General features: G+C 60.9%; 21 protein-coding genes and 1 tRNA gene. 13 read left to right on the top strand and 9 right to left on the bottom strand.

Annotated features, from left to right (window positions below; all coding sequences use genetic code 11):
- Positions 1-682 (bottom strand): hypothetical protein (locus HDE76_RS20275; RefSeq protein WP_184510175.1); only part of this gene is annotated, 682 nt, incomplete at its 3' end.
- A gap of 536 nt (positions 683-1,218) precedes the next feature.
- On the opposite strand from HDE76_RS20275, the gene HDE76_RS20280 reads away from it, so the two are divergent.
- The 9 genes from HDE76_RS20280 (at position 1,219) to HDE76_RS20325 (ending at position 9,207) form a co-directional block, all read left to right on the top strand.
- Positions 1,219-1,497, top strand: coding sequence for a hypothetical protein (locus HDE76_RS20280; protein WP_184510177.1), 279 nt, complete (start codon positions 1,219-1,221; stop codon positions 1,495-1,497).
- A gap of 1 nt (position 1,498) precedes the next feature.
- Positions 1,499-3,265 carry a type IV secretion system DNA-binding domain-containing protein gene (locus tag HDE76_RS20285; protein ID WP_184510179.1) on the top strand — a complete coding sequence of 589 codons (1,767 nt, stop codon included), beginning with the start codon at positions 1,499-1,501 and terminating at the stop codon, positions 3,263-3,265.
- A gap of 15 nt (positions 3,266-3,280) precedes the next feature.
- The gene (locus tag HDE76_RS20290) at positions 3,281-3,856 is read left to right on the top strand and encodes a hypothetical protein (protein ID WP_184510181.1); all 576 of its coding nucleotides are present in this window, start codon (positions 3,281-3,283) and stop codon (positions 3,854-3,856) included.
- A 323-nt stretch (positions 3,857-4,179) separates the two neighbouring features.
- Positions 4,180-4,416, top strand: a complete 237-nt coding sequence (locus HDE76_RS20295) for a hypothetical protein (RefSeq protein WP_184510183.1) — start codon at positions 4,180-4,182, stop codon at positions 4,414-4,416.
- A 67-nt stretch (positions 4,417-4,483) separates the two neighbouring features.
- The gene (locus HDE76_RS20300; RefSeq protein ID WP_184510185.1) at positions 4,484-4,870 is read left to right on the top strand and encodes a hypothetical protein; all 387 of its coding nucleotides are present in this window, start codon (positions 4,484-4,486) and stop codon (positions 4,868-4,870) included.
- Positions 4,871-5,020: 150 nt separating this feature from the next.
- The gene (locus HDE76_RS20305; RefSeq protein ID WP_184510187.1) at positions 5,021-6,526 is read left to right on the top strand and encodes a YadA-like family protein; all 1,506 of its coding nucleotides are present in this window, start codon (positions 5,021-5,023) and stop codon (positions 6,524-6,526) included.
- 175 nt (positions 6,527-6,701) lie between these two features.
- Positions 6,702-7,493, top strand: a complete 792-nt coding sequence (locus HDE76_RS20310; protein ID WP_184510189.1) for a hypothetical protein — start codon at positions 6,702-6,704, stop codon at positions 7,491-7,493.
- A gap of 332 nt (positions 7,494-7,825) precedes the next feature.
- On the top strand, positions 7,826-8,320 hold the full coding sequence (locus HDE76_RS20315) for a hypothetical protein (protein ID WP_179481933.1): 495 nt from the start codon (positions 7,826-7,828) through the stop codon (positions 8,318-8,320).
- 227 nt (positions 8,321-8,547) lie between these two features.
- Positions 8,548-9,207: a hypothetical protein gene (locus HDE76_RS20325; RefSeq protein WP_184510191.1), complete on the top strand. Its 660-nt coding sequence runs from the start codon at positions 8,548-8,550 to the stop codon at positions 9,205-9,207.
- Positions 9,208-9,224: 17 nt separating this feature from the next.
- Here HDE76_RS20325 and HDE76_RS20330 read toward each other — a convergent pair whose 3' ends face one another.
- The 4 genes from HDE76_RS20330 to HDE76_RS20350 all read right to left on the bottom strand — a co-directional run bounded on the left by HDE76_RS20330 (position 9,225) and on the right by HDE76_RS20350 (position 16,977).
- Positions 9,225-9,764: a hypothetical protein gene (locus tag HDE76_RS20330; RefSeq protein ID WP_179481941.1), complete on the bottom strand. Its 540-nt coding sequence runs from the start codon at positions 9,762-9,764 to the stop codon at positions 9,225-9,227.
- Positions 9,765-10,763: 999 nt separating this feature from the next.
- A complete protein-coding gene (locus HDE76_RS20340; protein WP_179481945.1) occupies positions 10,764-11,207 on the bottom strand; it encodes a hypothetical protein in 444 nt (147 codons plus the stop codon).
- Between the two features lie 1,094 nt (positions 11,208-12,301).
- On the bottom strand, positions 12,302-12,883 hold the full coding sequence (locus tag HDE76_RS20345) for a hypothetical protein (RefSeq protein ID WP_179481946.1): 582 nt from the start codon (positions 12,881-12,883) through the stop codon (positions 12,302-12,304).
- Positions 12,884-12,915: 32 nt separating this feature from the next.
- On the bottom strand, positions 12,916-16,977 hold the full coding sequence (locus HDE76_RS20350; protein WP_221262494.1) for a helix-turn-helix transcriptional regulator: 4,062 nt from the start codon (positions 16,975-16,977) through the stop codon (positions 12,916-12,918).
- A 90-nt stretch (positions 16,978-17,067) separates the two neighbouring features.
- Here HDE76_RS20350 and HDE76_RS20355 point away from each other — a divergent pair, with 90 nt between their 5' ends.
- Positions 17,068-17,682, top strand: a complete 615-nt coding sequence (locus HDE76_RS20355) for a type IV toxin-antitoxin system AbiEi family antitoxin domain-containing protein (protein ID WP_184510195.1) — start codon at positions 17,068-17,070, stop codon at positions 17,680-17,682.
- Positions 17,679-18,626: a nucleotidyl transferase AbiEii/AbiGii toxin family protein gene (locus HDE76_RS20360; RefSeq protein ID WP_179481952.1), complete on the top strand. Its 948-nt coding sequence runs from the start codon at positions 17,679-17,681 to the stop codon at positions 18,624-18,626. The genes HDE76_RS20355 and HDE76_RS20360 overlap by 4 nt, the downstream gene beginning before the upstream one ends.
- A gap of 277 nt (positions 18,627-18,903) precedes the next feature.
- Here HDE76_RS20360 and HDE76_RS20365 read toward each other — a convergent pair.
- Positions 18,904-18,978, bottom strand: a tRNA-Val gene (locus tag HDE76_RS20365).
- A 155-nt stretch (positions 18,979-19,133) separates the two neighbouring features.
- On the opposite strand from HDE76_RS20365, the gene HDE76_RS20370 reads away from it, so the two are divergent.
- Positions 19,134-19,475: a lipid-A-disaccharide synthase N-terminal domain-containing protein gene (locus tag HDE76_RS20370; RefSeq protein WP_179481954.1), complete on the top strand. Its 342-nt coding sequence runs from the start codon at positions 19,134-19,136 to the stop codon at positions 19,473-19,475.
- Between the two features lie 43 nt (positions 19,476-19,518).
- Here HDE76_RS20370 and metH read toward each other — a convergent pair whose 3' ends face one another.
- The 3 genes from metH to HDE76_RS20385 form a co-directional block, all read right to left on the bottom strand.
- Positions 19,519-22,215 (bottom strand): methionine synthase, encoded by a 2,697-nt coding sequence (gene metH, locus HDE76_RS20375; protein WP_184510197.1) that lies wholly within the window; start codon positions 22,213-22,215, stop codon positions 19,519-19,521.
- A complete protein-coding gene (locus tag HDE76_RS20380; protein WP_184510198.1) occupies positions 22,216-23,316 on the bottom strand; it encodes a homocysteine S-methyltransferase family protein in 1,101 nt (366 codons plus the stop codon).
- Positions 23,317-23,388: 72 nt separating this feature from the next.
- Positions 23,389-24,318, bottom strand: a complete 930-nt coding sequence (locus HDE76_RS20385; RefSeq protein WP_184510200.1) for a metalloregulator ArsR/SmtB family transcription factor — start codon at positions 24,316-24,318, stop codon at positions 23,389-23,391.
- Positions 24,319-24,586: 268 nt separating this feature from the next.
- Between HDE76_RS20385 and HDE76_RS20390 the strand changes: the two genes are divergently transcribed.
- Positions 24,587-25,747: an acyl-CoA dehydrogenase family protein gene (locus HDE76_RS20390; protein ID WP_179481962.1), complete on the top strand. Its 1,161-nt coding sequence runs from the start codon at positions 24,587-24,589 to the stop codon at positions 25,745-25,747.
- Positions 25,748-25,947: the final 200 nt, after the last annotated feature.

The raw sequence follows: 25,947 nt of genomic DNA on the forward strand, positions 1-25,947 counted from the left end.
CGCCGTTGCTGCTAAAAACCTTGGTGGTAGCATCCTCGTCCTGCAGTGTGTAGGTAGCCGAGGCGCTGTTGTAGGTTAGCGTCGCCAGATTACCGGCACCGCTCTCGGTAAACGGGCCCTTACCTGCCGTCCCATTGAAAAGGATGGTCGATCCATCGGCACGATAAAACTTGACGCCTGGGCAAGGACCGCCGTTGTAATTGGGGTCATAGCCACAGGCCGTGTCCAGCGAATAGTAGGAATCGTCCGACCAAGGATTGATCCCCCGATTATGATAATAAAGCTCGTATTTCAACCCCATCTCACCAGGCAATGAAAAGAGGGTGTACGTCTCCAGTTTGGTGCCTTTGCTTACATCAATCGGAGCTCCTTGATAATTTCCGCTACAAGGACCGCCATTCGGGTCCTTCTTAGGGTCGGTGGAAGAGTTGTTGGGATTGTTGAAGGAAAATAGGTGGCCATTGGCCCAGCTGATTGCGCCACCGGAGCCTGGCGTTAGGGAAAAACCTTGTCCCCACGTGGACGATATATCAAACGGTTTGTAGGCCTGATCAGTTACGAATACTTTTGGCAAGGGAGTAGCAGTAGGAGGAGGGCCATTAATTTGCTCGGAAGAGTGCGGGCCATCCAATTGTTGCGCCATCGCGATTTGCGACACGCCGAAAAATAGACAGGCGGTCATAAAACTAATCTTAAATCGAGATTTAAACACGGGTTCCCCCCCACACAGGGTTTTGAGTGGTAAATGTCTAGAGTCGTTACGCGATAGCGTTCGATCGATTTATCGGGTCATGAGTCTTGGAGTCGTAGGCAACGCGCACGAGCAGCGTAGGAAAGCTGACAAGGCCCTCAGCCATGGAAAAGACTCACACGGCTACATGTGAGCGGAGAACAGTGATATTTTTATTGGCGCCGATCGGCAGCCGCTATAAAAGCGTTGCGCGCGCAGTAGGCCCGCCTGCCTCGCTACGCGCCCAAACGAAAACGTCCGTATCATCACTATCCCCTATGGATGACTGATTGCCGTTGCGGCGATGAGTCGTGCGCGTATTCTGCTACCGCCAGGCGGGTAGTTGTCAACACGATTTATCAAAGCCGCGCTCGTCCGAACGCCAGCAGCGACAGCTTTTTTCTGAGAGTAATGCGCAGGAGGCAGCCCGCGAAAACTCCTAATAGATAGGTGGGGCGTTTCGCTCCGCAGTCATAGGAGCGACGAGGGTGTCGGATGAATATCACCACTACGAAACCACAGATCACGGCATTCCCACATCGGCCGAGGAGCACGCGTGGCTGAGCCGCTTCGAGGCACCAGGCGTATTCCCGGCGTCGATGGACGAGGACGCACGCGAAACCTATGTGCTGTGGGCATTGATCCAGCACAAGCGCCGCCGATGGCGTAAATGCGCACGCTGGCTACGACCTTCACTGCTACTGCGGATGCAGGTCGCGTTGCGGCTGGTGCTTATTGCCCATCGACCGAAGGGTGAGGAGGCCTGACATGCAGATCAAGGTTCGCATAGAGGAAATCGCGGCCGGTGCAGTACTTGGCGCGTCGCTTGGGCTGGCTGTTGCGACGCCCTTTGCGGTTGGCATGCCGTCACTGATTCCGACGTTCGCTGCTGGGGGATGGGGCTTCGTGCAGAGCGCCATCGCTTTTTGTCTCACTTGTGGTGGCGCGGCTCTTGGCGGCTGGCTGGCCAGCACGCAGGAGCGCGACTCGCACAGTCGTGGAGCGCGCTATTACTCCGATCCAATCGCTGCGGTACGGGCGCTACAGGAGGGAGAGGTAAAGCAGTTCAGTGCTGGGCAGCAGAGAGGAGGTGTGCGCGGTATCGAAATCGGTGGCGTCCATCTAGCCCGGTCGCGTGAGGTCGGGCATGTCTATGCCGTTGGTCTGCCAGGTAGCGGCAAGACGGTGCTACTGACGAGCATCATCGACCAGGCTATTACTCGCGGTGATCGAATCATCCTGCATGACCCGAAAGGGGACTTTATCGAGCGTTATTACAACGCGAAGTGCACGGTTCTTCTTGGCCCGTGGGATGAACGCGCGGCAGTGTGGGATGCGAGTGCCGACATTGACAGCCCGGCACTCGCAGACGAGTTCGGTGCAAGCGTCGCGGGTCGAGGCGAAGGTCAGAACAAGGTCTTCCACGATAGTGCGGGTGTGGTGATCGCCGGCCTGATCCGCGCGGAACTGCGTCATGGTTCTGTATGGAGCTGGAAGGATCTTGCCAGTTCGCTCAGCGGCGATCCCTTCACGCTCATCCGTCGCGCTGCAGAGGGTAATGCCCAGATAAAAACGCTCATGCCAAGTGCGTTCATCGACGCGGATGAATTGACGCAGGGCGAAAAGGCTGTGTTGTCGGTCATGGCTACCGGCACAACGTGGCTTCTTAACTATGCCGCGCTGGACGCTACGGACAGCGACAGGGAGCGCTTTAGTCTTCGGCGTTGGCAATTACGGGAAGCCCATGACGACGTGCAAATCGTTGTGCTGAACAGCCATACGGTCTACCAGACGGCTTGCGAAAGCATCTTTGGCGCGATGCTCGCCAGCGTAGCAGCCATCGCATCGAGTCCTCTCTTGCCGGAAATCAGTGCCGACTCCGCAGGCGGATATTGGAGTGTGTTCGACGAGTTTCCGCAGCTTGGTGCAACGGCGCTTGCGAAGATTCAGCAGATTGCGGAGCTGGGCCGATCGCGTGGCATACGGATGGTCACGGCGTTGCAGGACGAATCCCAGTTGTCGGCGAAGGTGGGCGGTGAGAAGGCCGCGCCAATGCTTGCCATGCAGTCCACTCGGATCTACATGCGCAGCAGCGACAAGACCGCCGAGGCAGTCTGCAAGCGTGTGGGTGAGCGAGAAATCATGCGGATCAATTCGACCGCCGAAAGTGGTGCCGTGCAGGGAAAGACAAAGCAGGTGGTGCGCGATCCCGTCATCCACCCAGGTGAGCTGATGGGGTTACGCGTGCGTCGAAAGGAGCCGCCGGTGGGCGTCGAACTGGTCATCCACATCGAAGACACGCTCGGCAAGCTGGTGCAGTCGTTCCCCGAAGCTCGCAGTGCAGGTGCCGCACGGCTTATCGAGTCTGCAACCTGGCGCAATGGTTCTTTGCCTACGGCAGCGCCTGCGCTCGTGCAGCCAGCCTTGGAAGGATCGGCTGCGGGTTTTCCGTCTGGGTTCGATGACGAGGGGGACGAGGCGGAATCTGAGGCCGAGCAGATGAACGCTGAAAACGGCCCTCTCAACTTCCTGTGATCCTGGAGACTGAATATGCAAAACGCGCTCGAAGGTTTCCTGATCCGGTTGCTTGTTGCGGCACTTCTGTGCTGGATCGGGTTCCTCTATTTCGACATTGTGTTGCCTACCGGGCCGGCCATCGGCATCGCACTTTTGCTGGCAACTATGGAGCTGTTCGCACCCATGCTGGCTGGACGACAAGGTGCGGCAATCCGCTGGTTATTTCGGGTCGCCATGCCGCTTGTGGCGTGGCCAGCGCTCACGTGGCTGGCATTGGCGCATATCACGAACCATGGTGCTGCGGTGACGGCCGCTGCGGCGGGTGCCAGCTTGGTCGGCCTTGCGGCCGCTGGTCATGGACAGGGCAATGAACACGCACGTGCGGGTGTGGCGTTGGTGGCCAGCCTCATTCCATTCATTGCACTGCTCGAAGCTTTGCTCAGTGGGAACGCCATCGCAGCGTCTGTCGGTTGCATAGCCGTCGCCGCCGGATTCTTTACAGCGAAGGTCGCACTTGTTTGGCCCGACCGGCATGAACGCCTGATGCTGGTTGCCGCGATGGCAGCAATTGCGGCGGGTGTGGCCACAGCGCTGCCGGTGATGCTCTGACGTGATCGCGAAAACATCCAATAGGTGAGAACTCGTCGTGGACGGAGATCCGGGACGCGCGACAGTTCGATATCCCCTGCATGACACGTCCGCCGGATCGTGCGTGGCGTGCATCATCACCAATGAGCCAACCACGATGCTTCACGCCTTGCTCTCTTCCATCATCCACGGCCTCATCTACGCGACGATCTTCAAAATCGTGAGGCACCTTGGGTTGCCTGCGACGCTTGTTTTCGCATGCGCTGGAATAGTCATCTTCTTTGTCATCGCAGGCCTTACGCGCGGCCGTCGCCGTCGCTGGTAAGCCATCGGGAGATCCAAACATGAGCTACAGCCCAGTACATCGCAGCACTCTAAAGAAGACTCGCCAGGCGATGCGCATGCGGTATCTGACGCGTGATCCGTCAGGGCCCAAGATGCGACGCCTTGATCTTCTGCTGTCTAGTGAGACCTTCGGGAAGCTGGAAGAAATCATGGACAACACAAACATGCGCCGCCGAGAAGCGCTCGTGGCCATGATCGATGCCTACCACAGCCGCGTCATCGCAGGAGAAAGGTAAGGCTATCCGTGCTTGGCTGTGGGCCACCACACCAAAATCTGCTTTCACATTCAAAGGAAAAAGCGAAATGAGCACCTATCAATCCGTCACCACATGGCAGGCGGAGGACTTCGAGGTTGAGGTTTACTACGGTTTCTTCTCCACGGTCGCCGAAGCGGCCGAGATGGCCCGTGACGGCATCGAGAGGATCTTCGTCGACGGTCTTTGCTTGTGGATCGTTCTTCGCAATGGCACTCGGGCGCCTGTGCGTGACGGTGGTTTCATCGTGCGGCGGCTGCGCGAAGGGGCCAGGAACGAGGCGGGGCAGCGCGTGCTGACCATCGACGACTTTGATGTCATCCCGATGACCGCCGAGACCATGCGCAATGAACCAGACATGCGTAGTTTCGGATCGCTGTCCTACGGCGTTATCGACGCCAATGGCGAGCCGGTAGCGCTCCCTCGGCAGTGCTGACCAGGAACGCGTGACCACCATGCTATGTGGTGGCCCACAGCCAAATCCGGATAGCCAAAAGTAATTGTATGTGAGGTAGCAGCACTCAGCGGTTTGATTCATTGAACGCGAAAACTCGCAACGGGTGGGACATCAAAAGGAGACCCACCCATGCGACACATTCCAATGTTTACGGCTGCTGCGGTGGCAGCTGCGATCGCAGCCTGCCTTGCACCAGCGTCAGTCCACGCGCAGACCACCGGCACGCAAGTGACCGATGCTGGTGGGTATGCTGCCGTGTGTACAGGCGGTACCGACTCCCAGGGCAACCCGACGCCTTGCGCGGCCACCACCACGAATTCGAACGGTGCGCAGGCCACCGGCGTCGATTCGAATGCGTTCGGTATAAGCGCCTCCGCCAGCGGGACGGCCAGCGTGGCCGTGGGCGAGTACGCGCAGGCCAGCGGCATGTCCAGCACAGCCATCGGCCAGCAGGCTACGGCCAGTGGGATGGCCAGCACGGCCGTAGGCGAGTTAACGGCGGCTAGCGGCGTCTTCAGCACGGCCATTGGCGTGCAGGCCACGGCCAATGGTTCATCGAGCGTCGCCGGTGGCTTCAATGCGCAGGCCACCACCACCGATGCGCTCGCAATGGGCGACGATACAATTGCTGGCAGTGCCGGCGGAACCGGCGAAATCGCGCTGGGCTCGGATTCGGCGGCCACCGGCCCGCAGAGCATCGCGCTGGGCTACGGCGCACAGGCCACCGGCGCGGGCAGTGTCGCCATCGGCATGGACAGCGTGGCGGACGAAGACGACACTGTGAGCGTGGGTAGTCCGGGGAACACGCGCCGCATCGTTAACGTGGCCGACGGCATCAACAGCAACGACGCGGTGAACGTGGAGCAGCTGACGCCGGGCCTGGCGACATTCGGCGGCGGCGCCACCTTCAACGGTGGTGTGTTCACCGCCCCATCGTATGTCCTGACGGCGCTGGGCGCGGTCGGCACCTACAACAACGTGGGCGGCGCGCTGCTCGCGCTGGACAACGGCTTGAACACCGTGAACACCCTCGTGGACAACATCCCGGCCGGGCCGCAAGGGCCGGCTGGTCCCGCCGGCCCCGCCGGCCCCGCCGGCCCGCAAGGCCCCGCCGGCACCAGCGATCCGCTGGCCGTGAACTACGACAGCAGCAGCAAGACCAGCGTGACACTGGCGGGTGCAGACGGCACGCAGATCCACAATCTGGCCGCCGGGTCGGCCGCCACCGATGCCGCCAACGTCGGCCAGGTGCAGGCCGCCCAGCAGGCCGCCGTGAGGACCGCCGACGACTACACCGACACGCAGGTACAACAGGTGCGGTCGTGGGCGCAGAGCTACACCGATGCACAGACCGCGGCGGCGCTGCACGAAGCGAACGCCTACACCGACTGGAAGTTCAGCCAGCTGGGTGAGGCCGTGGCGCGTGTGGCGGCCGAAGGTAGTGCCGCCACTGGGATGGCCAGCAACTTCATCGGCGACAACAGCATGGCTGTCGGTGCGGGATTCGCGGGAGGCCACAGTGCGGTCGCCGTCGGCTATCGCCATGTGCTCAACAGCGGCGTGTCATTTTCGATCCACGGTGCCATCTCTGGCTACGAGCGGACGATGGGTGCAGGTGTTGGATACAGCTGGTGATGAGTGCACCGGCGAAGCCCGGCAATTGTCGGACTTCGCCGGTCTTTGTCGTTGTCTGCCGGCATTTGCCGGGGGACAACGGGCCTTGACGTGCAATGCCGGGAAATCCCGATCACGAAAACTCCTAACAGATAGAGGCGGCACTCGGTTGCCTCACCTGACCCGGAGAATTCCAGTGCGCATAGAAACCCGACTCCACGATGATGAACCGGCCGCCGTCGCGCTGCGTGCGCTGTCCCCTCGCGATCGCGGAACCGCGATTCGTTTACTTATCCGCCGACATCATCATGAATTGCCAGGTCTCATTGGCTTGGCGCCCCAATCGAATACCACGGTCACGCCGCAGCCAGCCCCGGTTCCCAAATCACCAACACTCGCGGAGCCATCGACGGACGAGCCCGCGCCCGTGGTGGAAAAAAAGTTACTCACGCCAGAGAACCTTCAAAAGGTGATCAACCAAGCGAAGAGCTGGCAAAAGGCGGTGATTGCCGTGGGATTCCTGCTCGCTGGTATTGGCGGATTCGGCGCGTCGGTGCCTGCGCACGCGGCAGACATCCTGCTCGATGTGAACACGGTCAGCATCCACGGCGAACAGTGGGCACGTCACGACCTCAACCAGATCAACCCCGGCCTGGGTATCACCTATCGCCCTGAGGGAAGCGCGGGAGACTGGGCGCTTTCAGTGGGAGCCTACGACAACAGTTATCGACGTCTGACGGCCTACGCCCTTGCAGAGTGGACGCCAATCCACATCGGCAACCCGCAGGGCTGGCACGTGGATGCGGGTTTGTCAGGTGGTGTTGCGTCCGGCTATCGCCGAAGTGAGATCCCGACGTCGCCGGCGATGGGCACAGCGTTGTTTCGAATCGAATCACCATCGGGCATGGCCGCGAGTTTTTTTGCTGTCCCCAATTTTGGTGCGCGCGCGAGCGGCTTCATCGGGCTGCAGATCGGTGTTCCTCTGTGACCGAGGCCGTTTTTGTATTGTGCGAGAAAGGCGGTGTCCGACAATGGATTTCGAGAGGTAGGAGCGCAAAGCGGCTTCCAGCTCGCGCATGAAATCGCCTCGATCCAGGACTCCAGGCGTCCTACCCCGTCGGTCGCCTTTTCGCTCAAGCGGTCGCAGAGGCAGTACGCGTATGCAAGGGCGTTCCGACGCCCAGCGCCGGATTCAGCCGACACGGCTGAACCGGACACTGAACGTCTTCACTCAAGAGCCCCCTTGCATCCGCTTCCTGCCTCTGCGCCCGTCGCTACAAGGCGACCGACGGGGCAGGACTTCAAATGGAGTGCATAGGTGTGATCGATCAATTTCAAAAGCGCGCGAGCCTCCAGCCAGAAGCCGAAAAGCAGGCTCCCTCCGAGGCAGGACGGGAGAAGCCGAAGCAGCAGCCATCTCACGACCAAGAGGCACAAGACATGACCACCATGACGCATCCGGCCAGCATGTCCATCGAGCAGCGCGACTACGCACGCCGCCGCAAGCGCGGTTACTGCACTTCACTGAACTTGGAGCACACCATGAAGAATCTCATCGACACCATCGCCGACCTGGCCAACATGGTGGCCGGCCTCGCCATCGAGAACATGCGCGTCCTGCTGTCAGCGACCGCTCTCGTGTCGCTTCTGATTGCCGGGCACATTGAGGTTCGGCACGTGGTGGCCGAACAGAACGCGCAACAGACCATGTTTGAGCAGTTCACCAAGTCGGCCGCACAGGCACCGGCGCCGGCAGCTACCGCTGCCGCACAGAAGTGGTGCCCCGTGGATAACTGGCCGTCCAACTGCCAGTGAGTCTTTTCGCTGCGTGTTGACCGCGAAAACTCCAACAGCGGGGGGAGGGGCTCGATGGGCATTGGGCACGCGGGTATCAAGGGTGGGCGCAGATGGACGATGCATCGTCAGAACTTGTCGCCTCGATACACCACTTGCTGGGACGAGCTGCGTGCCGTCAGTTGACTTAGTATCAGCTCGAACCCCTTAATCCACAGGGGGAAGGCATAAACGAGGGGGCGAGGAACGTGGCAGTCATAGTCTTTGCGCTGCTGGGCCTGGTGGTGCTTGCTGGCACACTTGCGGCCTATCACTGGCTGGGTGGTTTCGGTTCACCCTTTTCCCACCACGTCTCAGATTGGGCCAACTTCGGCACCTATGTCGGTGGGGTGGCTGGCCCGCTATTGAGCTTTCTCGCGTTGATCGCAGTGGTTTGGACGTTGCGCTTGCAATATGCGCTGCTTGAGCGTGATCGGGAGCGTCAAATGGCAGATCGCCACGTCCGTTGGCTAGAGGCAGTCTACAAGGATATGCAGGATGTGCTTCACGCACCTCTGGTTACGACGTTGGGCGCGGGGGCGGTTACGAGCATACATGCTGTGCTCACCAAAGAGGTCGACGTAAAAGCGGTCAACTCTGTTTTCTTCAAGACAAGAATCGCTGAATTGATGGGGCTGCTTAGTCAGTATTGCGAAGCGGTTGCCCTCTATAGGGATAACATCACGGCTTATTTCGACTTGAAGATCTTCGTTGATCGTGGAGCAAGAGTTCTCGACCTCATCAAGCCTTTCAATGCTGCGCTTGGCACTATGTCGCCCATCACCATCGAGTTCTGTGATATGCACCTTCGGGGAGAACGATCACGCAAAGAACCCGAAGCGATGAAACGACGCACACGTCGGTCTTGAATCGATGTGTCTACGCCTTAGTTGCTCCAATGTGGTTTGTCCCATGTGCCGCTGACGCAGATGCGGTACTCATTAGGCTGACGCTGAAACACTGAGTGGGCACCGATCCTCTTCAACAGGGCATAGCGCGCCTGCGCAAGCTTGACGATATCGCTCCCTTCGCTGACGCGGTATAAATCGAACGTGATGCGATTGATCTGTGGAGCTTGCTCTGCCACCAGTCGAGCGAATCCGCGTAGCACGGTCTCACCCAAGCCGCTGCCTTTTAGGGAGCCGTCCAGTGCGAAGTGGTCGATATGCAGGGTGTCGCCGCTCAGAGACATCGATTCGAAGGTCGCGACCGAACTGCCTGCCCCGTCCTTCACATAGCAGTCCGAGGCAGGTGGACGATCGTCCGGTATCAGTTCGTAAGGAGTGCGGCCAAAGCCGATAAATTTGATCGCTGCTGCGGAGTCGTCGTTGCTCGGCTCGGTGCTCATTCTGTTGCGGCGATAGAGGTTCCAGGCCAGGAGGCCACCAGTGGCGAGTACGCCGAGGATGTATAGATAGAAGGCCACTATGGCGCTGCCCTTGAGTCGACGATCTTGAGAAGATGAGATGCGACGACAATTATTTCACGTGCTTCGTCGCGCGTAATATCCATTTTTCGATGCGAGCTCGGGTTTTTATAGCTGCCGATCGCGCCGACCATCAAGTTCATCAACGCTTGGCGTTCGCCGGCTTCTTTTAACTTACCGTTGGGCGTAGACCGAGAGCGGCAGCGACTTCGGTCATTGCTTTCCGGGCGGCTTCTTCCCGCGCTGCCCGCGCGGTTGGATCGGCTTCGATCTCGGCTTGTTTTGTTTTGGCGTTTCGCCTCAAGGCTTCGGCGTGTTCCGCGCATTCCGCTCGCTGCTTTTCTTGGCGGGCGCGCAAGATTTCGTCCCACACAGGCCCGGGTGTCGGCTCTCTGTGCCGGCCTGTCCTCGGCACAATCTGCGTTCGAACTGCTGCCACCGCCGTGGCAATCTCGCCCGCGTTGGCATCACCCTCGATCCGCCCAGCTTCGGGCCGATCATCATGATCCTGCTCGATGTAACAAACGATTCCGCTTGGTCGCCGGGTTTTGGGCTTACGCTGCTTGTCGGTTGCAGCAGCAACGTCACTGGCGTTCCCGCGTGCTGCTGCTTCATTGTTGGATCTATATGGTGGTTCCTGGGGTGACACAGGTGTCACCCCAGCCCGTGTCACAGGTGCCACCGCCCCGGTGACATTGTGCCGGGGGGGAGGGGGTGACATTTTGTCAGGGGGGATCATCAGCGTATAAACGTTGGACGTTTGGCCTCCATCTGAATTTCTTTTATCTGCTCTGGCTTGCACCAGCCCCGCGGCTTCAAACGCCCGCAGAGCGCGCTGGACAGTGCGTACATCAACCCGCGAAATTCGAGCAAGTCGACTGATGCTGGGCCAGCATCGGTCGTCGTGGTTGGCGTGGTCGGCGAGCGCCAACATAATCACCTTCCGGGTTGGGGGAAGGTCAAGCTCGAATGCCCAGTTCAGCGCGCGCACGCTCATGGTCAGCCAGCCCCCCAGCCAATACCGGCAAAGCTTGCTTGCCCACCGACTATCGCCCGGCGAACACGCGCGGCGGCTCGGCGGTCGGATTGAGGACTAGTCCCTCGACGGCGGCCCCTGCTGCTGCTCGTCGACATCGCTGCGGCCAGCAACTCAGCTGCCTCGATCGCGCCCGGAGTGCTCGGATCCCAATCGACAGATCGCGCCGATTGCCGATCGCCCTCGATCTCCAATGCGCGCTTGATTTTGTCAGCGGGTTGCGGGCCTCTGCTTCCCCCGTACCATGAGGGATCGTGCATGGCCAGCCACATCGAACTCAACGAATCTAGGTCGCCGGCCAAATTGTTCCGGCGGCCAATCTTGATCCATTGCTCAATTTTGGCATCGTCGGCACCCAGTTCGGATTTGATTAACGCCGTGAGCACGAGTAGATCCGTGTGCTTCATTTTGGCGCCCTCCGCGTCGTGCCGCGCGGCCGGCCGGGGGCGCGCCTCGTACTCGTAGGTGGTGCAAGTGGAGGAGGCGGCGCGGCATTACCTCGCAGGAGCTCTGCAACTGCGCCGGCGGTGATGTACCAGTGCCGGCCAATCCGAACCGGTGCGATCGGCAGAGTGCCGGCAACAAGACGCGCGTGGATTGCCCGTCGGTTGCCTGTCCACCCAATTCGGCGCAGGCCGTCGTTCAAGGGCTTAATCGCACCGTCAAGGAGCTCGACGGCCGCTAACACGTATGGATCTGGGGTGCTGATGGTCACGATGTGTGTCTCCGTGACCGCCGGCCATGCCGCTGCGCACGCGCGCGAAAAACCGCTCGGCTCAGGCCGGCGGCTTTGTTCCTGGTGATTCGGATATGCGCGCTCGCGCGCGCTCAGGATGTGCAGCCGTCGGTTAGGCGAGGGCTGCGGCGCGCGCCGTTGCGGCGCGCGTTGGAAAGTGGTGAACGTAATTCACTGCATGATTGCGCGCGCTCTCCCGCGCTCTCTGCGCGATTGACGCGGCTGCATGAGCCTGAGCGCGAATGGCAACTGCGGCGCGGCAAAGAGCTTCTGCGTGCGGACTTACCAACTCGCGCCCCAGCAAACCGGATGCCAGTCCAAGTTCTGAGCGCAGGGTGCGCCGCCAGCGCGCAGTTAAGCCCTTCGCCGCGCTGCCAACGAGAATACCTAAACGAATCAAGTGCGCGTGTGTGTTGGATTGCCCAGCCTGCTTGGCGTTGTGTCTCGCCGATGCAACTGCACTACGGGCCCGTAGCTGCGCATTGAGCGCTCGGATCTGAGGTCGCACATCGAGTACTGGAAGCTCTGGAGTCTCCCCAAAAAGCGTGTGCATCATCTCGTCCACCTGTGCGGTGGAATAAGTGTCCGTATGATGTGCATCGGAGTCCATGAGGTGAGCATTACGCCACCGCGTCGTTGCGTCAATACAGTTTCAGATCATTTTTGTGTGATCTCAATCGCATAATGCACTGCTCCATAAATGGTTACGATTTTGGCCTGGTGCCGGACTGTTGATCAGTGTGCTGTGGGCAACGGCGGCGGCTGCTATGGTGAAGCCTTGGCCTTCGCTTGAAGGGCCAAGCGGCTATTGATCTCGATGATCTCGCCTGCCAGTTGCTCTTTTCGTTTGGTCAGATCCTCAGCTTTTTCCGTAGAGTTGGGTAGGCGTGTCTCTTGCACTTGACGAAGTTCTTCTGAAGTTACGGTTAGGGCAGCCGTCAATGCTTGCAAACGTGCGGCCTCTAAGGACAGCCATGTCTGTTCCGAGAGAGTCTTGAGGGTGTTAGCAGAGTCCCTTTTTGCCGCCAGCATGGCCTCTCGCTGCAAAAGCAGGGTGAACAATAAGGCGATAAACGCGAGACCGCTAAGAACAGGACCGAGCGTGCCACCAACGAACTCACCGAACTGGCTCCATGCTTCCTGAGCATCAGAAAATTGCTTGTCTGATTCCAAACCAAAGATCAGCGTTCGGAGTGTGCGTGGTAGCTCGGGCCAATGTGAGAATCGTAGGTAGTACAAAAAGAACACGCCTGTAATCACACAGCCCGTGATCAACGCAATACGTTTGGCTGTGTCCACGAGGTCTTCGCGCGACCAAGCTTCAACAGCTTCTTTTCTGTCTGTCATTAATGAACACTCCTGATGTTGACCGGTGGGATCTAAGCCTGCCAGTCGAGACGCTCCACTCTTTCATCCTCTAGTCGCGCCTGCCATTCGTACCCATCAGCAAGGGCATCAAGTGCCTTGGCCGTGTGAGGATGCGCATAGGAGATTGCTCTTGCCCAAGCTCGATACTTTGCTGCATCTTGGCGCTCAAGTTCGCCGCCATCGCGCGGCAAACGGGTCGTGACACCGCGCCGATTGCTCTTACCGATGTGGAACCCCTCGATCATTGATTTGCTGCGGAAGAGGTCAATCACCTCGCGTACCGGCTCCGCCGGCCAGTTGCCATCCGCGCCTATTGGCGAGGCTGACAGCATGTTTCCAATACGGCTATCTGCAACCTCTTCTCGGCCGGCAGCCTTGGCCAAGGTCCGCGCTTCCTTTATCCACGATTCAAGAACCTCGCCATCGAGCGTACCGTCGTCGCGTGTCCCGGGAATCCGATTCCAGAGCCCAAGCAACCGATACGCCTGCGTGGCGACCGCCCGCGCTTGCTCTGGGTTCTCGGGTTCGGGCTCAACGACGCCGCTCTCCTCGTTGGCCTTGTAGACCGCACTCAGCATCATGATGAATAGTGACGGATCTTCAGAAAGCGCCCTCAGCAGTGCTTTCGCCGGCCGACGGGAATGCTCCAGTACCTGCAGGTAGTTCCACTCAAGCGCAATGAGCGCGTCCCGGTCGACATCATCGCGCGCGTCGAGAAGCTGGAGAATTTCGGCGACATAGTGCTGGAACATGGTCGCTTCGTTGCCGTCGCCGTTGTTGTCGAACGGCTGTCGAGCCGCTTCCTGCAGTACCTCGACCAACAGTTCGCAGGGTAGTTGAACCTTGTTGCCATGTGCCGCAAGCGGCAGGGCATGCCGAGCGCGTCCGACACGGATCAGCATGCGGATGGCATAAGCAACTTCTTCGCTGTCTTCGTCCATCCAGAGCACTGGCGCAAGACGCCAATAGGCCGTTTCCAGATCCCCGTCGATCTGGGCCACTTGATCCCAGGTCCAGCGCACTGTCGGAAGCGCGCGAAGAATCGTCAGCAGCGCGGTGTCGCCCCAGTTCTCTGCTCTTGCTTTAGCGATCAAGGCCTCTGCCCAGGGCTCTTTCCGGTCACGGAAAAAGGAAATAATCAGACCGTGGGCAACATCCCGTTCGTGGGCGTCATCACTTCGAACAGCGGCCTCAATCAGCGCGTCGACGTCAGCGATCGGCAGGCCGCTATCATAGAGTGCCTTGCCGATATAACCGGCGGCCTCTGCCAGTCGGGCGAGCGACAGTACCGCCGACAGCCCGTCCTTCGCGTAAAGGGCTTGCACTGCCTGCTGTCGAGCGGCGTCGACATCTCGCTGTTCAGCCTCCCAGCCTGTCGAAGAAGGTTTTGGCAGTAGAACGGGTTGCTGAAATAGCCACGCTATTTGCTCAAGCGGATCGGTCGGCGCGAAGCGGTGGTAGACGAACTCCAGGCGATCCAGCACGGCACTCGATAGCGACCATTGCGCGTCTGGGAACTGTCGATGATGGTGAAGCACACCACGGAGCTTGCCCCAAAGAATCCCGCGGTCGGCCTTATCGGTGATTTGTGGCTCTGCCGCCTCTAGCGCGATGATGGCTGGTTCGATGTCCGGAGCCAGATCACCGAGGCGGTCAAGTAGGTGCGACCAGCGCGCTGGGCTCAGACCAACATCTGCCAGCAAGCGCTCGCTGATTGCAGCAGCACCACGCCCAATGAGACCCCAAGTTATGGTCTCGACCTGATCGACAGTAAAGTCGCGCCAAAGTGGCGTGGGTGATGGAGTTGAGGTGTCGTGCCCTTGCGGCAGGATGCCGAGCATCAGTTTCCACGCGGCGTTTGTTTCACGCTTTCGGATGAGATCGAGAGCGCGAAGCCGCTGGTCCAAACTCGCATAGGTCTGCGGTATCCAAAGCAGATGGATCTCGCGCAGACTATTGGCCGGCCCATTCGAATAGCGGCGCGGCTTGGTGTCGATCGCATCAAGGCGCGCCAGAATATGAGTCACCCGCGGCATCCATTCCGGTGACCATGCCAGAGACTCAAGTGCCCACATCAAGTCTGACAGATGCTCAGCTCCGAACACACCGCCATCATCGTGGCCGAAGAGAGCGCCGATAGGCGGATCGTCTTGGTCAAGGCTGTCCTCAATAGACGTCAGGAAGGCATCCGGCGATGCCTCAGCCAACAGCCGAAAGTCACCAGACAGCGACCACCACCGTCGCTGATCGGCGTTCCGCAGTAGCTTGCCGACGATAGCGTCAACTCGCCGACTTGCGTCCGGAACGATTCGGACACGATCACCCCAAAGCGCAAGCAGGATGAGCACCTGACCGATACCGTGGCGCAGCATTCCTGAATATTCACGGTGCACTCCGCGAACATCCGCCATCCAACGCTCATCAGGATCCATGTCAAAGCGCGGATCTGCCGATCCCAGAACGGCATGTGCCGCCGCCTCGAAACGGGCAATGTCGGTGCTTGTCAGAGTATGCGCGAGCAAAACCCATGCATCGGACGGAGAGGTGATGCGCCAAGTCGAACCGACCTTTTGCAGCGGGCTGTCGAATTCCCCAACATAGGGAGCCAAGGCAGTAATGATCGCCTCGTAGGGCTGATCCGCGAGCTCCGAAAGTCGAGCCCGATCAGCTTCGGCGTTCTCATCCCAGCCCCCGGCCAGCAGCGCCGCCAGCAGCGCATGCGGCGGCAACTCTTCCGCCCATCGTGGGAGGCGTCCGGGAGCCCCCGGAATCAAGCGTCGCAGGACAGCGAGGTTTCGGGCACTATCGCGAGCAAGCGCCTTGGCCCTCGGCTCGGCGATACCAGCGCTGACCAGAGCGCTAGCAATCCCCTCGCGCGAAGGTCGGGCAAGCGTGCGCACTTCGCCACGCCCAATCAATCGTTCATCGTAGGCCTGCAGAACGTAGTGCCCTTTCTCCGCAAGAGTCTGGGCAAGACCAGGCTCGGGATCGGTCAACAGCAAGATCAGCGGTGCAGGCGCATTGGCGAGAGCCCTGGCTGCGGCGGCAGTAGTCGCCACGAGGCAGCGCGCGCGATAGGCAGTCGCCATGTCATCCGGCAGCTCACTGAGGGTGGCATGAAAGAACGCCACCACCTCCTCAGCAGTAGTCGTCCGAAGGGAGAGCACGGATGGCTCACCGCGAAGCCAACGTAGGACGTCGACGGCATCTTGGTCACGATCGCTGAGAACGAGGTCTTCAGTCAGAGGCCACTGGGTAGCGAGCGACCACTCCTTCCAGACCTCTTCCAGCTCCCGTGTCCCCGGTGGTCGTTTATCTAGGCGAGTTGCTAGCCAGAGGCCGACCGCCGGCGTTTGTTCGATCCAGTGAACCAGGTCATTGGCGTCGTAGACGCGAACCTCCCGCCATGGACCCTCCTCCTGACGTGTCTTGGCCCACTCGTCTTTTTTCGGCCAGTGACGCGGCGTGACGAACACATATGCCGCATCAGCGGGATTGAGCGGTGCTGACTCTGCCGTTCGCTTTCGATAGTCCTCGCTCGCCTTCTGGACGATGTTGCTGCGTTGAGTCCCAATTTCCCAGCCGGCATCACCCTTGGGCACGTATGTGCTACCAACCTCGGATGAAGTCAGCCCATCCCAACCCGGATGGCGAACCCCTTCGTCTGACGGAAAACGAAGTTGTGCTGCCGCGCCATGGGTCGCTCGGATCAGATGAGCGAGAAGCGTCGGGAGACTTACAGCGCCGTCGGTGCGGTTAGCCCACGCGGAAAGATCCTCAGCGCTGACCCAACGAACCGGTGCTCCCGGACGTTCGGAAGTTGTGATGATCGGAACGGGCGGCCCGATGATGGCACCCGTGGGCAGGAATCGAATGCCAGCGCCCTCCAGAGCGCCCCGAATGGCTTGAGCGTTGTTGGCGACGGGGGTTCGCTGTCCCCGTTCGAAGTCAGCAACGGTCGAAGTCGCCACACCGGCTGCCTTGGCCAGTTCCTGTTGCGACCATGCCAAAAGGGCGCGCGCCGCCCGTACGTGCTTGGGCGTGAGATCAGGGGGAGGAGTTGACGAGTTCATAGTCATATGAAATATATGACGTCAGCTAACATTCTTCAATAAATCTTTTTTGTCGACAAATTATATTTTTTGTAAACAATAGATAACATAATGATCGAACGTCATAGTAATTATCGCGAACGCGCCTTCAGCCTCGTCCAGGCACGAGGCATCGTGCGAGCGAGAGACTTCAAAGCGGCCGGCATCCCTCTCGTCTATCTGAAGAGACTGACCGACGCTGGTGACCTCGTCCGCCTCGGCCGCGGCCTCTACCAGGATCCGGAACGCAGTGGGGAAAACATTGCACACGATCTGGCAGAAGCCGCACGTCTCGTCCCGCACGGAGTCATCAGTCTAGTCAGCGCCCTACGTCAGCACGGGCTCACTACCCAGCTGCCCCACGCTGTCTGGATGACCATCCCCCATAAGGCCCGCACACCCAACCCGACAGGACTGCGGCTCGAAATCGTCCGGGCGACTGGCGAAGCTCTCACGGCAGGCATTGAACATATCCAAATCGAAGGAGTCGAGGTGCCGATCTACGGCGTCGCGAAGACGGTCGCCGATTGCTTCAAACACCGCCGCCATGTCGGCGAGGACGTCGCCATTGAGGCGCTGCGCGACGCGCTGCGGCAACGTAAGACCTCTCCAAGTGAGCTGATGAAGTTCGCCGCCATCGATCGGGTCAGGGGCCAGATGGACCCACTCATCAAGGCCATGCAATGAAGTTCAAGATCACCAAGAATCCGGCGGCATCCATCAGGGCCAGACTCCTCGCTCACGCAAAACAGCACGGAGACGACTATCAGCGTGTCCTGACGCGCTACGCGATCGAGCGCCTGCTCTTTCGTCTGAGTCAGACAGAGGCGGTCGAGCGCTATGTGCTCAAGGGGGCCATGCTGTTCGTCACGTGGCCTGAGCATGTGTTCCGACCCACGGGGGATCTCGATCTATTGGGCCAGGGCAACCCCGATCCGAATGCCATTGCCGAACTCTTCATCCGCATTTGCCGGATCGAAGTCCCTGATGACGGCATCAGGTTCGATCCAGCCAGCTTGAAGGTCGACGCGGTCCGCGAAGACGATAAATACCAGGGCGTCCAGCTGAGCTTGGACGGCGAATTGGCCAGAGCCGTCATTCGCGTACAGGTCGACATCGGCTTCGGCGACTACGTTTACCCCCTGCCAAAGCGGAGAAATTTCCCTGGTCTGTTGCCAGATCTACCGCAGGCAAACATCCTGATGTACCCACCCGAAACCGTGGTTGCCGAGAAATTCGAGGCGATGATCCGCTTCGGAGAAGCGAACGGCCGGATCAAGGACTTCCACGACATCTGGGTCACGACACGCACTTTTCGCTTCGATTTGCCGAGCCTCGTCGAGGCGGTTAGTGGCACGCTCCGGCGCCGGGAGACCGCCTTTCCAACCGAGATGCCCGTGGGCCTGACCGAGGTTTTCGCGGCAATTGCCGAGAATCGAGGTCTCTGGAGTGGCTTCCTTCGCCGTAATCCACCGACCCTTGAGCCGCCGCCATTCGCAGACCTGCAAGTGGAACTGCGACGTTTCTTTGGCCCCATCATTGTTAGCCTGGGGACACCAGATGGTGCCAAAGGCTATTGGGATCCCGATGGTGGCGTATGGCGCCAAGATCAGTCGGTCGGAAATCCCTAACAGAGCGGATATGAGGGTTGCTGCCCGTAGTGGTGTTGCCAAGCGCTTTGCAGTGACGAAAAAGGAATGAGAGATCAGACGCTGCCGTCGAGAATCCAGCCGACCAGAAGGTGCATGCGGAACTCCGATGGAACAGCCCACAGGTAGACAGTGATGGACAGGGATGGACAGGGATAGACGCGGAACGCCTATGGAACACTCGAGTCGTAAAAAGCAAAAAAAGCCCGACTTGGCGGAAGTCGGGCTTTTTCGTAAGTGCATGTATTACTGAAACTAGTGGTGGGCGATGCAAGGATCGAACTTGCGACACCTGCCGTGTGAAGGCAGTGCTCTACCGCTGAGCTAATCGCCCGCCGAGAGCTCGCAAATATACGGGGAGCGGGGCGCCGGGTCAATCGTTGGCTTGCTGGCGCCAGCCTAAACCGCCGGGCTGCGGGGTTGCGGCGGGGCATCCGCTGGCGTCGAGGGTTGGTAAACTGCCGCGCTTGACTTACGAGGCCGCCCCCGATGGAATTCCTGCAGCACGAGCTCAACCATATTGTCGCGGCGCTGCACGGCTTTGAGATTACGCCGTGGAAACTGGTCGGCCTGATCGGTTCGCTGATGTTTACCAGCCGCTGGTTTGTGCAGATGTACTACACGCGCAAACTGAAGCGCGTGGTGATGCCGCTGTCGTTCTGGTGGCTGTCGGTGATCGGCAGCGCGCTGCTGCTGAGCTATTTCATCATCGGCAAGAACGACTCGGTCGGCATTCTGTCGAACTTTTTCCCGGCGTTTGTCTCGGTGTACAACCTGATTGTGCACATGCGCGAGGTCAAGCGCCGCGACGTGGTCGAGAGCGAAGTCTGATCCCAGGCCGGACTTCGCCACTTGATCGCCCACGCCTGATCGCTTACTCGACCTCGTAGCCGAGGTAGGGCGCCAGCCAGCGTTCGGCCATATCGCGCGACCAGCCCTTGCGCTTGGCATAGTCCTCGACCTGGTCGCGGCTGAGCTTGCCGACCACAAAATATTGGCTTTGCGGGTGCGAGAAGTACCAGCCGGACACCGCTGCCGTCGGGTGCATGGCAAAGCTTTCGGTCAGCGCGATGGTGGTGTGTTCGGTGGCGTCGAGCAGTTCAAATAGCGTGGCTTTTTCCGAATGCTCGGGGCAGGCCGGGTAGCCGGGAGCGGGGCGGATGCCGCGGTACTTTTCGGCGATCAGGTCGTCGTTAGCCAGCGTCTCGTCCGGTTGATAGCCCCAGAACTCCTTGCGCACGCGCTCGTGCAGCCGCTCGGCGAACGCCTCGGCCAGGCGATCGGCCAGGGCCTTGAGCATGATCGACGAGTAGTCGTCGTGGTCGGCCTCGAAGCGGGCCACGTGCGGCTCGATGCCGATGCCGGTGGTAACGGCAAAGCCGCCGACCCAATCCTTGACGCCGCTGTCCTTGGGCGCGATGAAATCGGCTAAGCAGAAGTCTGGGCGATCGGCCGGCTTCTCCACCTGCTGGCGCAGATGGCGCAGCGTGGCCAGAGGTTTGACCTTCGGCGCGGCGTCGACCGCGTAGACCTCGATGTCGTCGCCGATGTTCGCCGCCGGCCAGAAGCCGATCACGCCCTTGGCGGTGAGCCAGCGCTCGGCGATCAGCGTGTCGAGCATGCGGTTGGCATCGGCGTAGAGCTCGCGCGCCTGCGCGCCGACGACGTCGTCGTCGAGGATGGCGGGAAATTTGCCGGCCAGCTCCCAGGCGTTGAAGAAAGGCAGCCAGTCGATGTATTGGCGCAGCTCGGCCAGGTCGTAATTGTCGAACACGGTGATGCCCGGCGTCTTCGGTACCGGCGGTTCGTAGGCCTGCCAGTCGCACGTAAAGCGCTGCGCCCGTGCCTTGGCCAGCGGCACTAGCTGCTTGCCGGGGCCGCGGTCCTTGTGCCGCTCGCGCACGTCGGCGTATTCGAGGCGAATCTTGGCGATGAACTCTTCGACCAGGTCCTTGCTGACCAGCGACTGCGCCACGCCGACCGCGCGCGAGGCGTCCTTCACCCACACGGTAGGCGATTTGTAGTGCGGCTCGATTTTCAGCGCGGTGTGCGCGCGCGAGGTGGTGGCGCCGCCGATCATCAGCGGGATATGGAAGTTCTGCCGCTGCATTTCGCGCGCGACCTGGCTCATTTCTTCCAGCGAGGGCGTGATGAGGCCGGACAGGCCAATGATGTCGGCGTTCTCGGCAATGGCCGCTTCCAAAATTTTCTGCGCCGGTACCATCACGCCGAGATCGATCACCTCGAAATTGTTGCAGCGGAGCACCACGGCGACGATGTTCTTGCCGATGTCGTGCACGTCACCCTTGACCGTAGCCATGATGATCTTGCCGTTGTTCTTGCCCATGTCGCCGGTGCGCAGCTTTTCTTCCTCGATGAAGGGCAGCAGGTAGGCGACGGCTTTTTTCATCACGCGGGCGGACTTGACCACCTGCGGCAGAAACATCTTGCCGGCGCCGAACAGGTCGCCGACCACGTTCATGCCGTCCATCAGCGGGCCTTCGATCACGTCGAGCGGGCGCGAGGACAGCTGGCGTGCTTCTTCGGTGTCTTCGACCACGTATTGGTCGATGCCGTGGACCAGCGCGTGGCTGAGCCGCTCGCGTACGGGTATCTCGCGCCAGGCGATCGTTTCGACCGCGGCCTCGCCCTTTTTCTTGCGGTAGTTGTCGGCGATCTCGAGCAGGCGCTCGGTGGAATCGTCGCGGCGGTTGAGCACCACATCCTCGACCCGCTCGCGCAGCTCGGGATCGAGATCGTCGTAGATCGCCAGCGAGCCGGCGTTGACGATGCCCATGTCCATGCCGGCCTTGATGGCGTGGTACAGGAACACCGAGTGGATGGCCTCGCGGACGGTGTCGTTGCCGCGGAACGAGAACGACACGTTGGAAACGCCGCCGGAGATATGGCAATCGGGAAAGCGCTTTTTCAGCTCGCGCGTGGCTTCAATGAAGTCCACCGCATAGTTGTTGTGCTCCTCGATGCCAGTGGCCACGGCAAAGATGTTCGGATCGAAGATGATGTCTTCCGGTGGAAAGTCGAGCTCGCGCGTCAGCAGCTCGTACGCGCGCGAACAGATCTCCACCTTGCGCGCGCAGGTGTCGGCCTGACCCTGTTCGTCGAACGCCATTACCACGGCGGCGGCGCCGTACTGCTGCACCTTGCGCGCGTGGTCGAGAAACTGCGCCTCGCCTTCCTTCATCGAGATCGAGTTGACGATGCCCTTGCCCTGCAGGCAGCGCAGGCCGGCCTCGATCACCGTCCACTTGGACGAGTCGATCATGAAAGGCACGCGCGCGATGTCGGGCTCGGAGGAGATCAGGTTGACGAAGCGGGTCATCGCCGCTTCGGAGTCGATCAGGCCCTCGTCCATGTTGATGTCGATGATCTGCGCGCCATTCTCGACCTGCTGGCGCGCCACGTCGATCGCCTCGTCATAGCGCTCCTCCTTGATCAGCTTTTTGAACTGCGCCGAGCCGGTGACATTGGTGCGCTCGCCCACGTTGACGAACAGCAGTTCGGGTGTGAGGACCAGCGGTTCCAGGCCGGACAGGCGGGTATATCGCCTCACTTACGCGGCCTCCGCTTGCGTGGCAGACGGAATCACGCGCGGCGCGCAGTCGCGTACGGCTTCGGCAATCGCCTTGATGTGCGCCGGCGTGGTGCCGCAACAGCCGCCGACCAGGTTGAGCAGACCGTCGCGCGCGAAGCCGCCGATCACGCCGGCCATGTGCTCGGGCGATTCGTCATACTCGCCGAAGGCATTCGGCAAGCCCGCGTTGGGATGCGTGCTGACGTAGCTTTCCGCAATGCTGGCGAGCGTCTGCATGTGCGGGCGCAGGTCTTCCGCGCCGAGCGCGCAGTTGAAGCCCACCGACAGCGGCCGCGCGTGTGCGACCGAGTAGTAGAACGCTTCGGCCGTCTGCCCGGATAGGGTGCGGCCGGAGCGGTCGGTGATGGTGCCGGAAATCATCACCGGCACGCGCGCACCGCGCTGGTGGAACAGCTCGCTCAGCGCGAACAGCGCGGCTTTGGCATTGAGCGTGTCGAAGATGGTTTCGACCATGATCACGTCGGCGCCGCCGTCGATCAGGCCGTTGGCGGACTCGGTGTAGTTTTCGCCGAGCTCCTCGAACGTGACGTTGCGAAAGCCGGGGTCGTTGACGTCGGGCGACAGCGATGCGGTGCGGCTGGTCGGGCCGAGCACGCCTATGACGAAGCGCGGTTTATCGGGTGTTTTTGCCGTCATGTCGTCGCAGGCGGCGCGCGCCAGTCGGGCGCCTTCGAGATTCAGTTCGTAAGCCAGATGCTGCAGGCCGTAGTCGGCCTGGCTGACGCGGGTGGAGTTGAACGTGTTGGTTTCGACCAGGTCGGCGCCGGCTTCGAGATAGGCCGCGTGCACGCCGCGGATGATGTCGGGCCTGGTCAGCGTCAGCAGGTCATTGTTGCCTTTCAGATCGCAGTTGCCGGCGTGTTCGTGCGCGTGACCGTCAGCGGATTTCGCATGGCCGTCGTGGCCGTGCTCGAAGCGGTCGCCGCGGAAGCTGCTTTCATCCAGCTCGTGCGCCTGCAGCATCGTGCCCATGCCGCCGTCGAGGATCAGGATGCGCTGATGCAGCGCCTGTTCCAGCAGGGCAACGCGGTCGGGGTGTAACCAGGGCAGGGCGCTCATGACGATGATTCCTTGGTGCTTTGCTTCGCGTGTCGCGAGGCGGTGTTTCAAATGGTGTTGGCGGCGATCGGTTCAATGCGGCTTGCGCGCCAGCAGGCTGATCACTTCGAAATGCGGCGCCTTGCGCTCGCGGCTGATCTGGTGACAGCTAATGACGTCCAAACCCGCGCTGCTCGCCAGCTCGCGCAGCTGGTCACCGGAGAAGCCGAGATTGCGATGATCGAACGGCTCGACCGCGGTCCGGTGATCGTGCTGGCCAAGCGTCACCGCCAGCAGGCGACCACCCGGGCGCAGCACGCGCGATGCCTCGGCGACGGCCTTGGCCGGATTTTCGGCGTAGGTGAGTGCATGCAGCATCAAGACCAGATCGAAGCGCTGCTCGCCCAGCTCCAGCGCCTGCATGTCGCCCTGGATCACCTGCACGTTGGTGAACGCGCGCAGCCGCTTGGCGGCGGCGTCGACCACGCGTTCGCTGGAGTCCACGCAGGTGATCGACCTGGCGTGCGGCGCCAGCAGCTCGGCGGTGATGCCGTCGCCGGAGGCGATGTCGAGCACGTCGCCGGTTTCCAGCAGCTGCAGCAGCGAGCGTGCCAGGGTTTCCCAGGTGCGGCCGGGCGAGTAATGTCGCTCCATGTCGCCGGCGACGGTGTCGGCCCAACCTTCGGTGCTCGCGCGTTGCGCCAGCACGCCCGGCAGGCGTGCGGTGTCTTCGCGCAGCAGGGCGTCGTCGATGCTCTGGCGCAGCGAGTCGAGCAGCTTGCGCTGCGCCTCCTCGCCCTCGCTGTTGGCACGGTAATAGGCGGATACGCCGGCGCGACGGTCGCGCACCAGCCCGGCCTCCTTCAATTTGGCCAGATGGGTGGAGACGCGCGGCTGGGCGAGATGCAGCACGGCCGCCAGTTCGGCCACCGTCAGCTCCTCGTGTTCGAGCAGCGCCAGCAGGCGGACCCGGGTCGGATCCGCAAGCAGGCGCAGCACGCTGGAAGCACTGGTCAGATCCATTGAGCATCCTTATATCGCGATAAAGAGATGACAAGGCTAGGCGTGGTTTGGCGGGGCGTCAAGCGTCGAGACGAAGGAGATGCGTGCTGCGTTCAGTCCGGCGCGCATGCGACAAGATGCTGCGCTTGCCGGCTGCGTCCGCGCCGGCCATTTTTCCGTAACTGCGCGGTGTCCCACGCGACTCGAGCGCCGATGCTGCGCTCGCACAAGCGCGTTTGACCGCCACGGCTACAATGGCCGGCTGCCACTCTCACTGCGGAGCTTTTCGATGGATTTCAGCTTTACCGAAGATCAGTTGTCGATCCAGTCGATTGCCCGCGATTTTGCGCAGAAGCGCATCGCGCCGGTGGCCGCCGAATTCGACGCCAAGGGCGAATTTCCGCTGGAGAACATCCGCGAGATGGGCAAGCTGGGCCTGATGGGCATCGAGGTACCGGAAGCGTATGGCGGTGCGGCGATGGATACGATCGCCTACGTGCTGGCGATGATCGAGATCGCCGCGGCCGACGCGGCGACCTCGACCATCATGTCGGTCAACAATTCGCTGTTCTGCAATGCCATCCTCAAGCACGGTACCGAGGAGCAGAAGCAGACCTTCGTGCGCGCCATCGCTACCGGCGAGGCGATCGGCGCGTATGCGCTGACCGAGCCGCAGTCGGGCTCCGATGCCTCGGCCATGCACACCCGCGCCACCAAAAACGCGCAGGGCGACTGGGTGATCAATGGCAAGAAGAGCTGGATCACCTCCGGCCCGGTGGCGCGCTATATTCTGCTGTTTGCGATCACCACGCCGGGCGTGGGCGCGCGCGGCGTGTCGGCTTTCATCATCGATACCAAGCTGGCGGGCTTTCATGCCGGCAAGAGCGAGCCGAAGCTGGGCATTCGCGCCTCGGCTACCTGCGAGATCGAATTCCACGACTACGTCTGCCCGCAGGAAAATCTGCTGGGCGAAGCGGGCAAGGGTTTCTCGATCGCCATGGGCGTGCTGGACGCGGGCCGTATCGGTATTGCCTCGCAGGCGATCGGTATCTCGCGCGCGGCCTACGAGGCCACCCTGCAGTGGGCGCGAGACCGTAAGGCTTTCGGTGCGCCGATCGGCACGTTCCAGATGACCCAGTCGAAGATCGCGGATATGAAGTGCAAGCTCGACACTTCCATGCTGCTGACCCTGCGCGCCGCGTGGCAGAAGGGCGAGGCCGACAAGACCGGCGGCCGCTTCGGTACCGAGGCGGCGATCGCCAAGCTCACCGCCTCGGAAGCGGCGATGTGGATCACCCATCAGGCCGTGCAGATCCACGGCGGCATGGGTTATTCGAAAGAGATGCCGCTGGAGCGCTACTTCCGCGATGCCAAGATTACCGAGATCTACGAGGGCACCAGCGAGATCCAGCGGATGGTGATCGCGCGCGCGGAGACGGGCTTGCGCTGATTTTCAAGCGTATCGAGTGCCACAAGCGGCGGCGTTATTGGGTAGTACGGCAGATAAAAAAAGCCCGCCAATAGGCGTAATGCTGTTCACTTAAGCGGAGCAGCCTTTCGATTCACGGGGTAGCGAGTCTTGGATATTTTGACGGACCTCGGCCTGGAAGGCCGAGGTCGTCTATCCAGAAACAGGTTGCCGATTCCGGC

This window comes from Rhodanobacter sp. ANJX3, from assembly GCF_014200755.1.
In the GTDB taxonomy this organism is placed as follows: domain Bacteria; phylum Pseudomonadota; class Gammaproteobacteria; order Xanthomonadales; family Rhodanobacteraceae; genus Rhodanobacter.

Excerpts from the sequence above, each read along its gene's own strand:
- HDE76_RS20360 (WP_179481952.1), top strand. The coding sequence starts at position 17,679 with ATGAAGTTCAAGATCACCAAGAATCCGGCGGCATCCATCAGGGCCAGA.
- HDE76_RS20295 (WP_184510183.1), top strand. The coding sequence starts at position 4,180 with ATGAGCTACAGCCCAGTACATCGCAGCACTCTAAAGAAGACTCGCCAG.
- HDE76_RS20285 (WP_184510179.1), top strand. The coding sequence starts at position 1,499 with ATGCAGATCAAGGTTCGCATAGAGGAAATCGCGGCCGGTGCAGTACTT.
- HDE76_RS20290 (WP_184510181.1), top strand. The coding sequence starts at position 3,281 with ATGCAAAACGCGCTCGAAGGTTTCCTGATCCGGTTGCTTGTTGCGGCA.
- HDE76_RS20350 (WP_221262494.1), bottom strand. The coding sequence starts at position 16,977 with ATGAACTCGTCAACTCCTCCCCCTGATCTCACGCCCAAGCACGTACGG.
- HDE76_RS20380 (WP_184510198.1), bottom strand. The coding sequence starts at position 23,316 with ATGAGCGCCCTGCCCTGGTTACACCCCGACCGCGTTGCCCTGCTGGAA.
- HDE76_RS20370 (WP_179481954.1), top strand. The coding sequence starts at position 19,134 with ATGGAATTCCTGCAGCACGAGCTCAACCATATTGTCGCGGCGCTGCAC.
- HDE76_RS20385 (WP_184510200.1), bottom strand. The coding sequence starts at position 24,318 with ATGGATCTGACCAGTGCTTCCAGCGTGCTGCGCCTGCTTGCGGATCCG.
- HDE76_RS20340 (WP_179481945.1), bottom strand. The coding sequence starts at position 11,207 with ATGAAGCACACGGATCTACTCGTGCTCACGGCGTTAATCAAATCCGAA.
- HDE76_RS20390 (WP_179481962.1), top strand. The coding sequence starts at position 24,587 with ATGGATTTCAGCTTTACCGAAGATCAGTTGTCGATCCAGTCGATTGCC.
- HDE76_RS20300 (WP_184510185.1), top strand. The coding sequence starts at position 4,484 with ATGAGCACCTATCAATCCGTCACCACATGGCAGGCGGAGGACTTCGAG.
- HDE76_RS20355 (WP_184510195.1), top strand. The coding sequence starts at position 17,068 with ATGATCGAACGTCATAGTAATTATCGCGAACGCGCCTTCAGCCTCGTC.
- HDE76_RS20305 (WP_184510187.1), top strand. The coding sequence starts at position 5,021 with ATGCGACACATTCCAATGTTTACGGCTGCTGCGGTGGCAGCTGCGATC.
- HDE76_RS20345 (WP_179481946.1), bottom strand. The coding sequence starts at position 12,883 with ATGACAGACAGAAAAGAAGCTGTTGAAGCTTGGTCGCGCGAAGACCTC.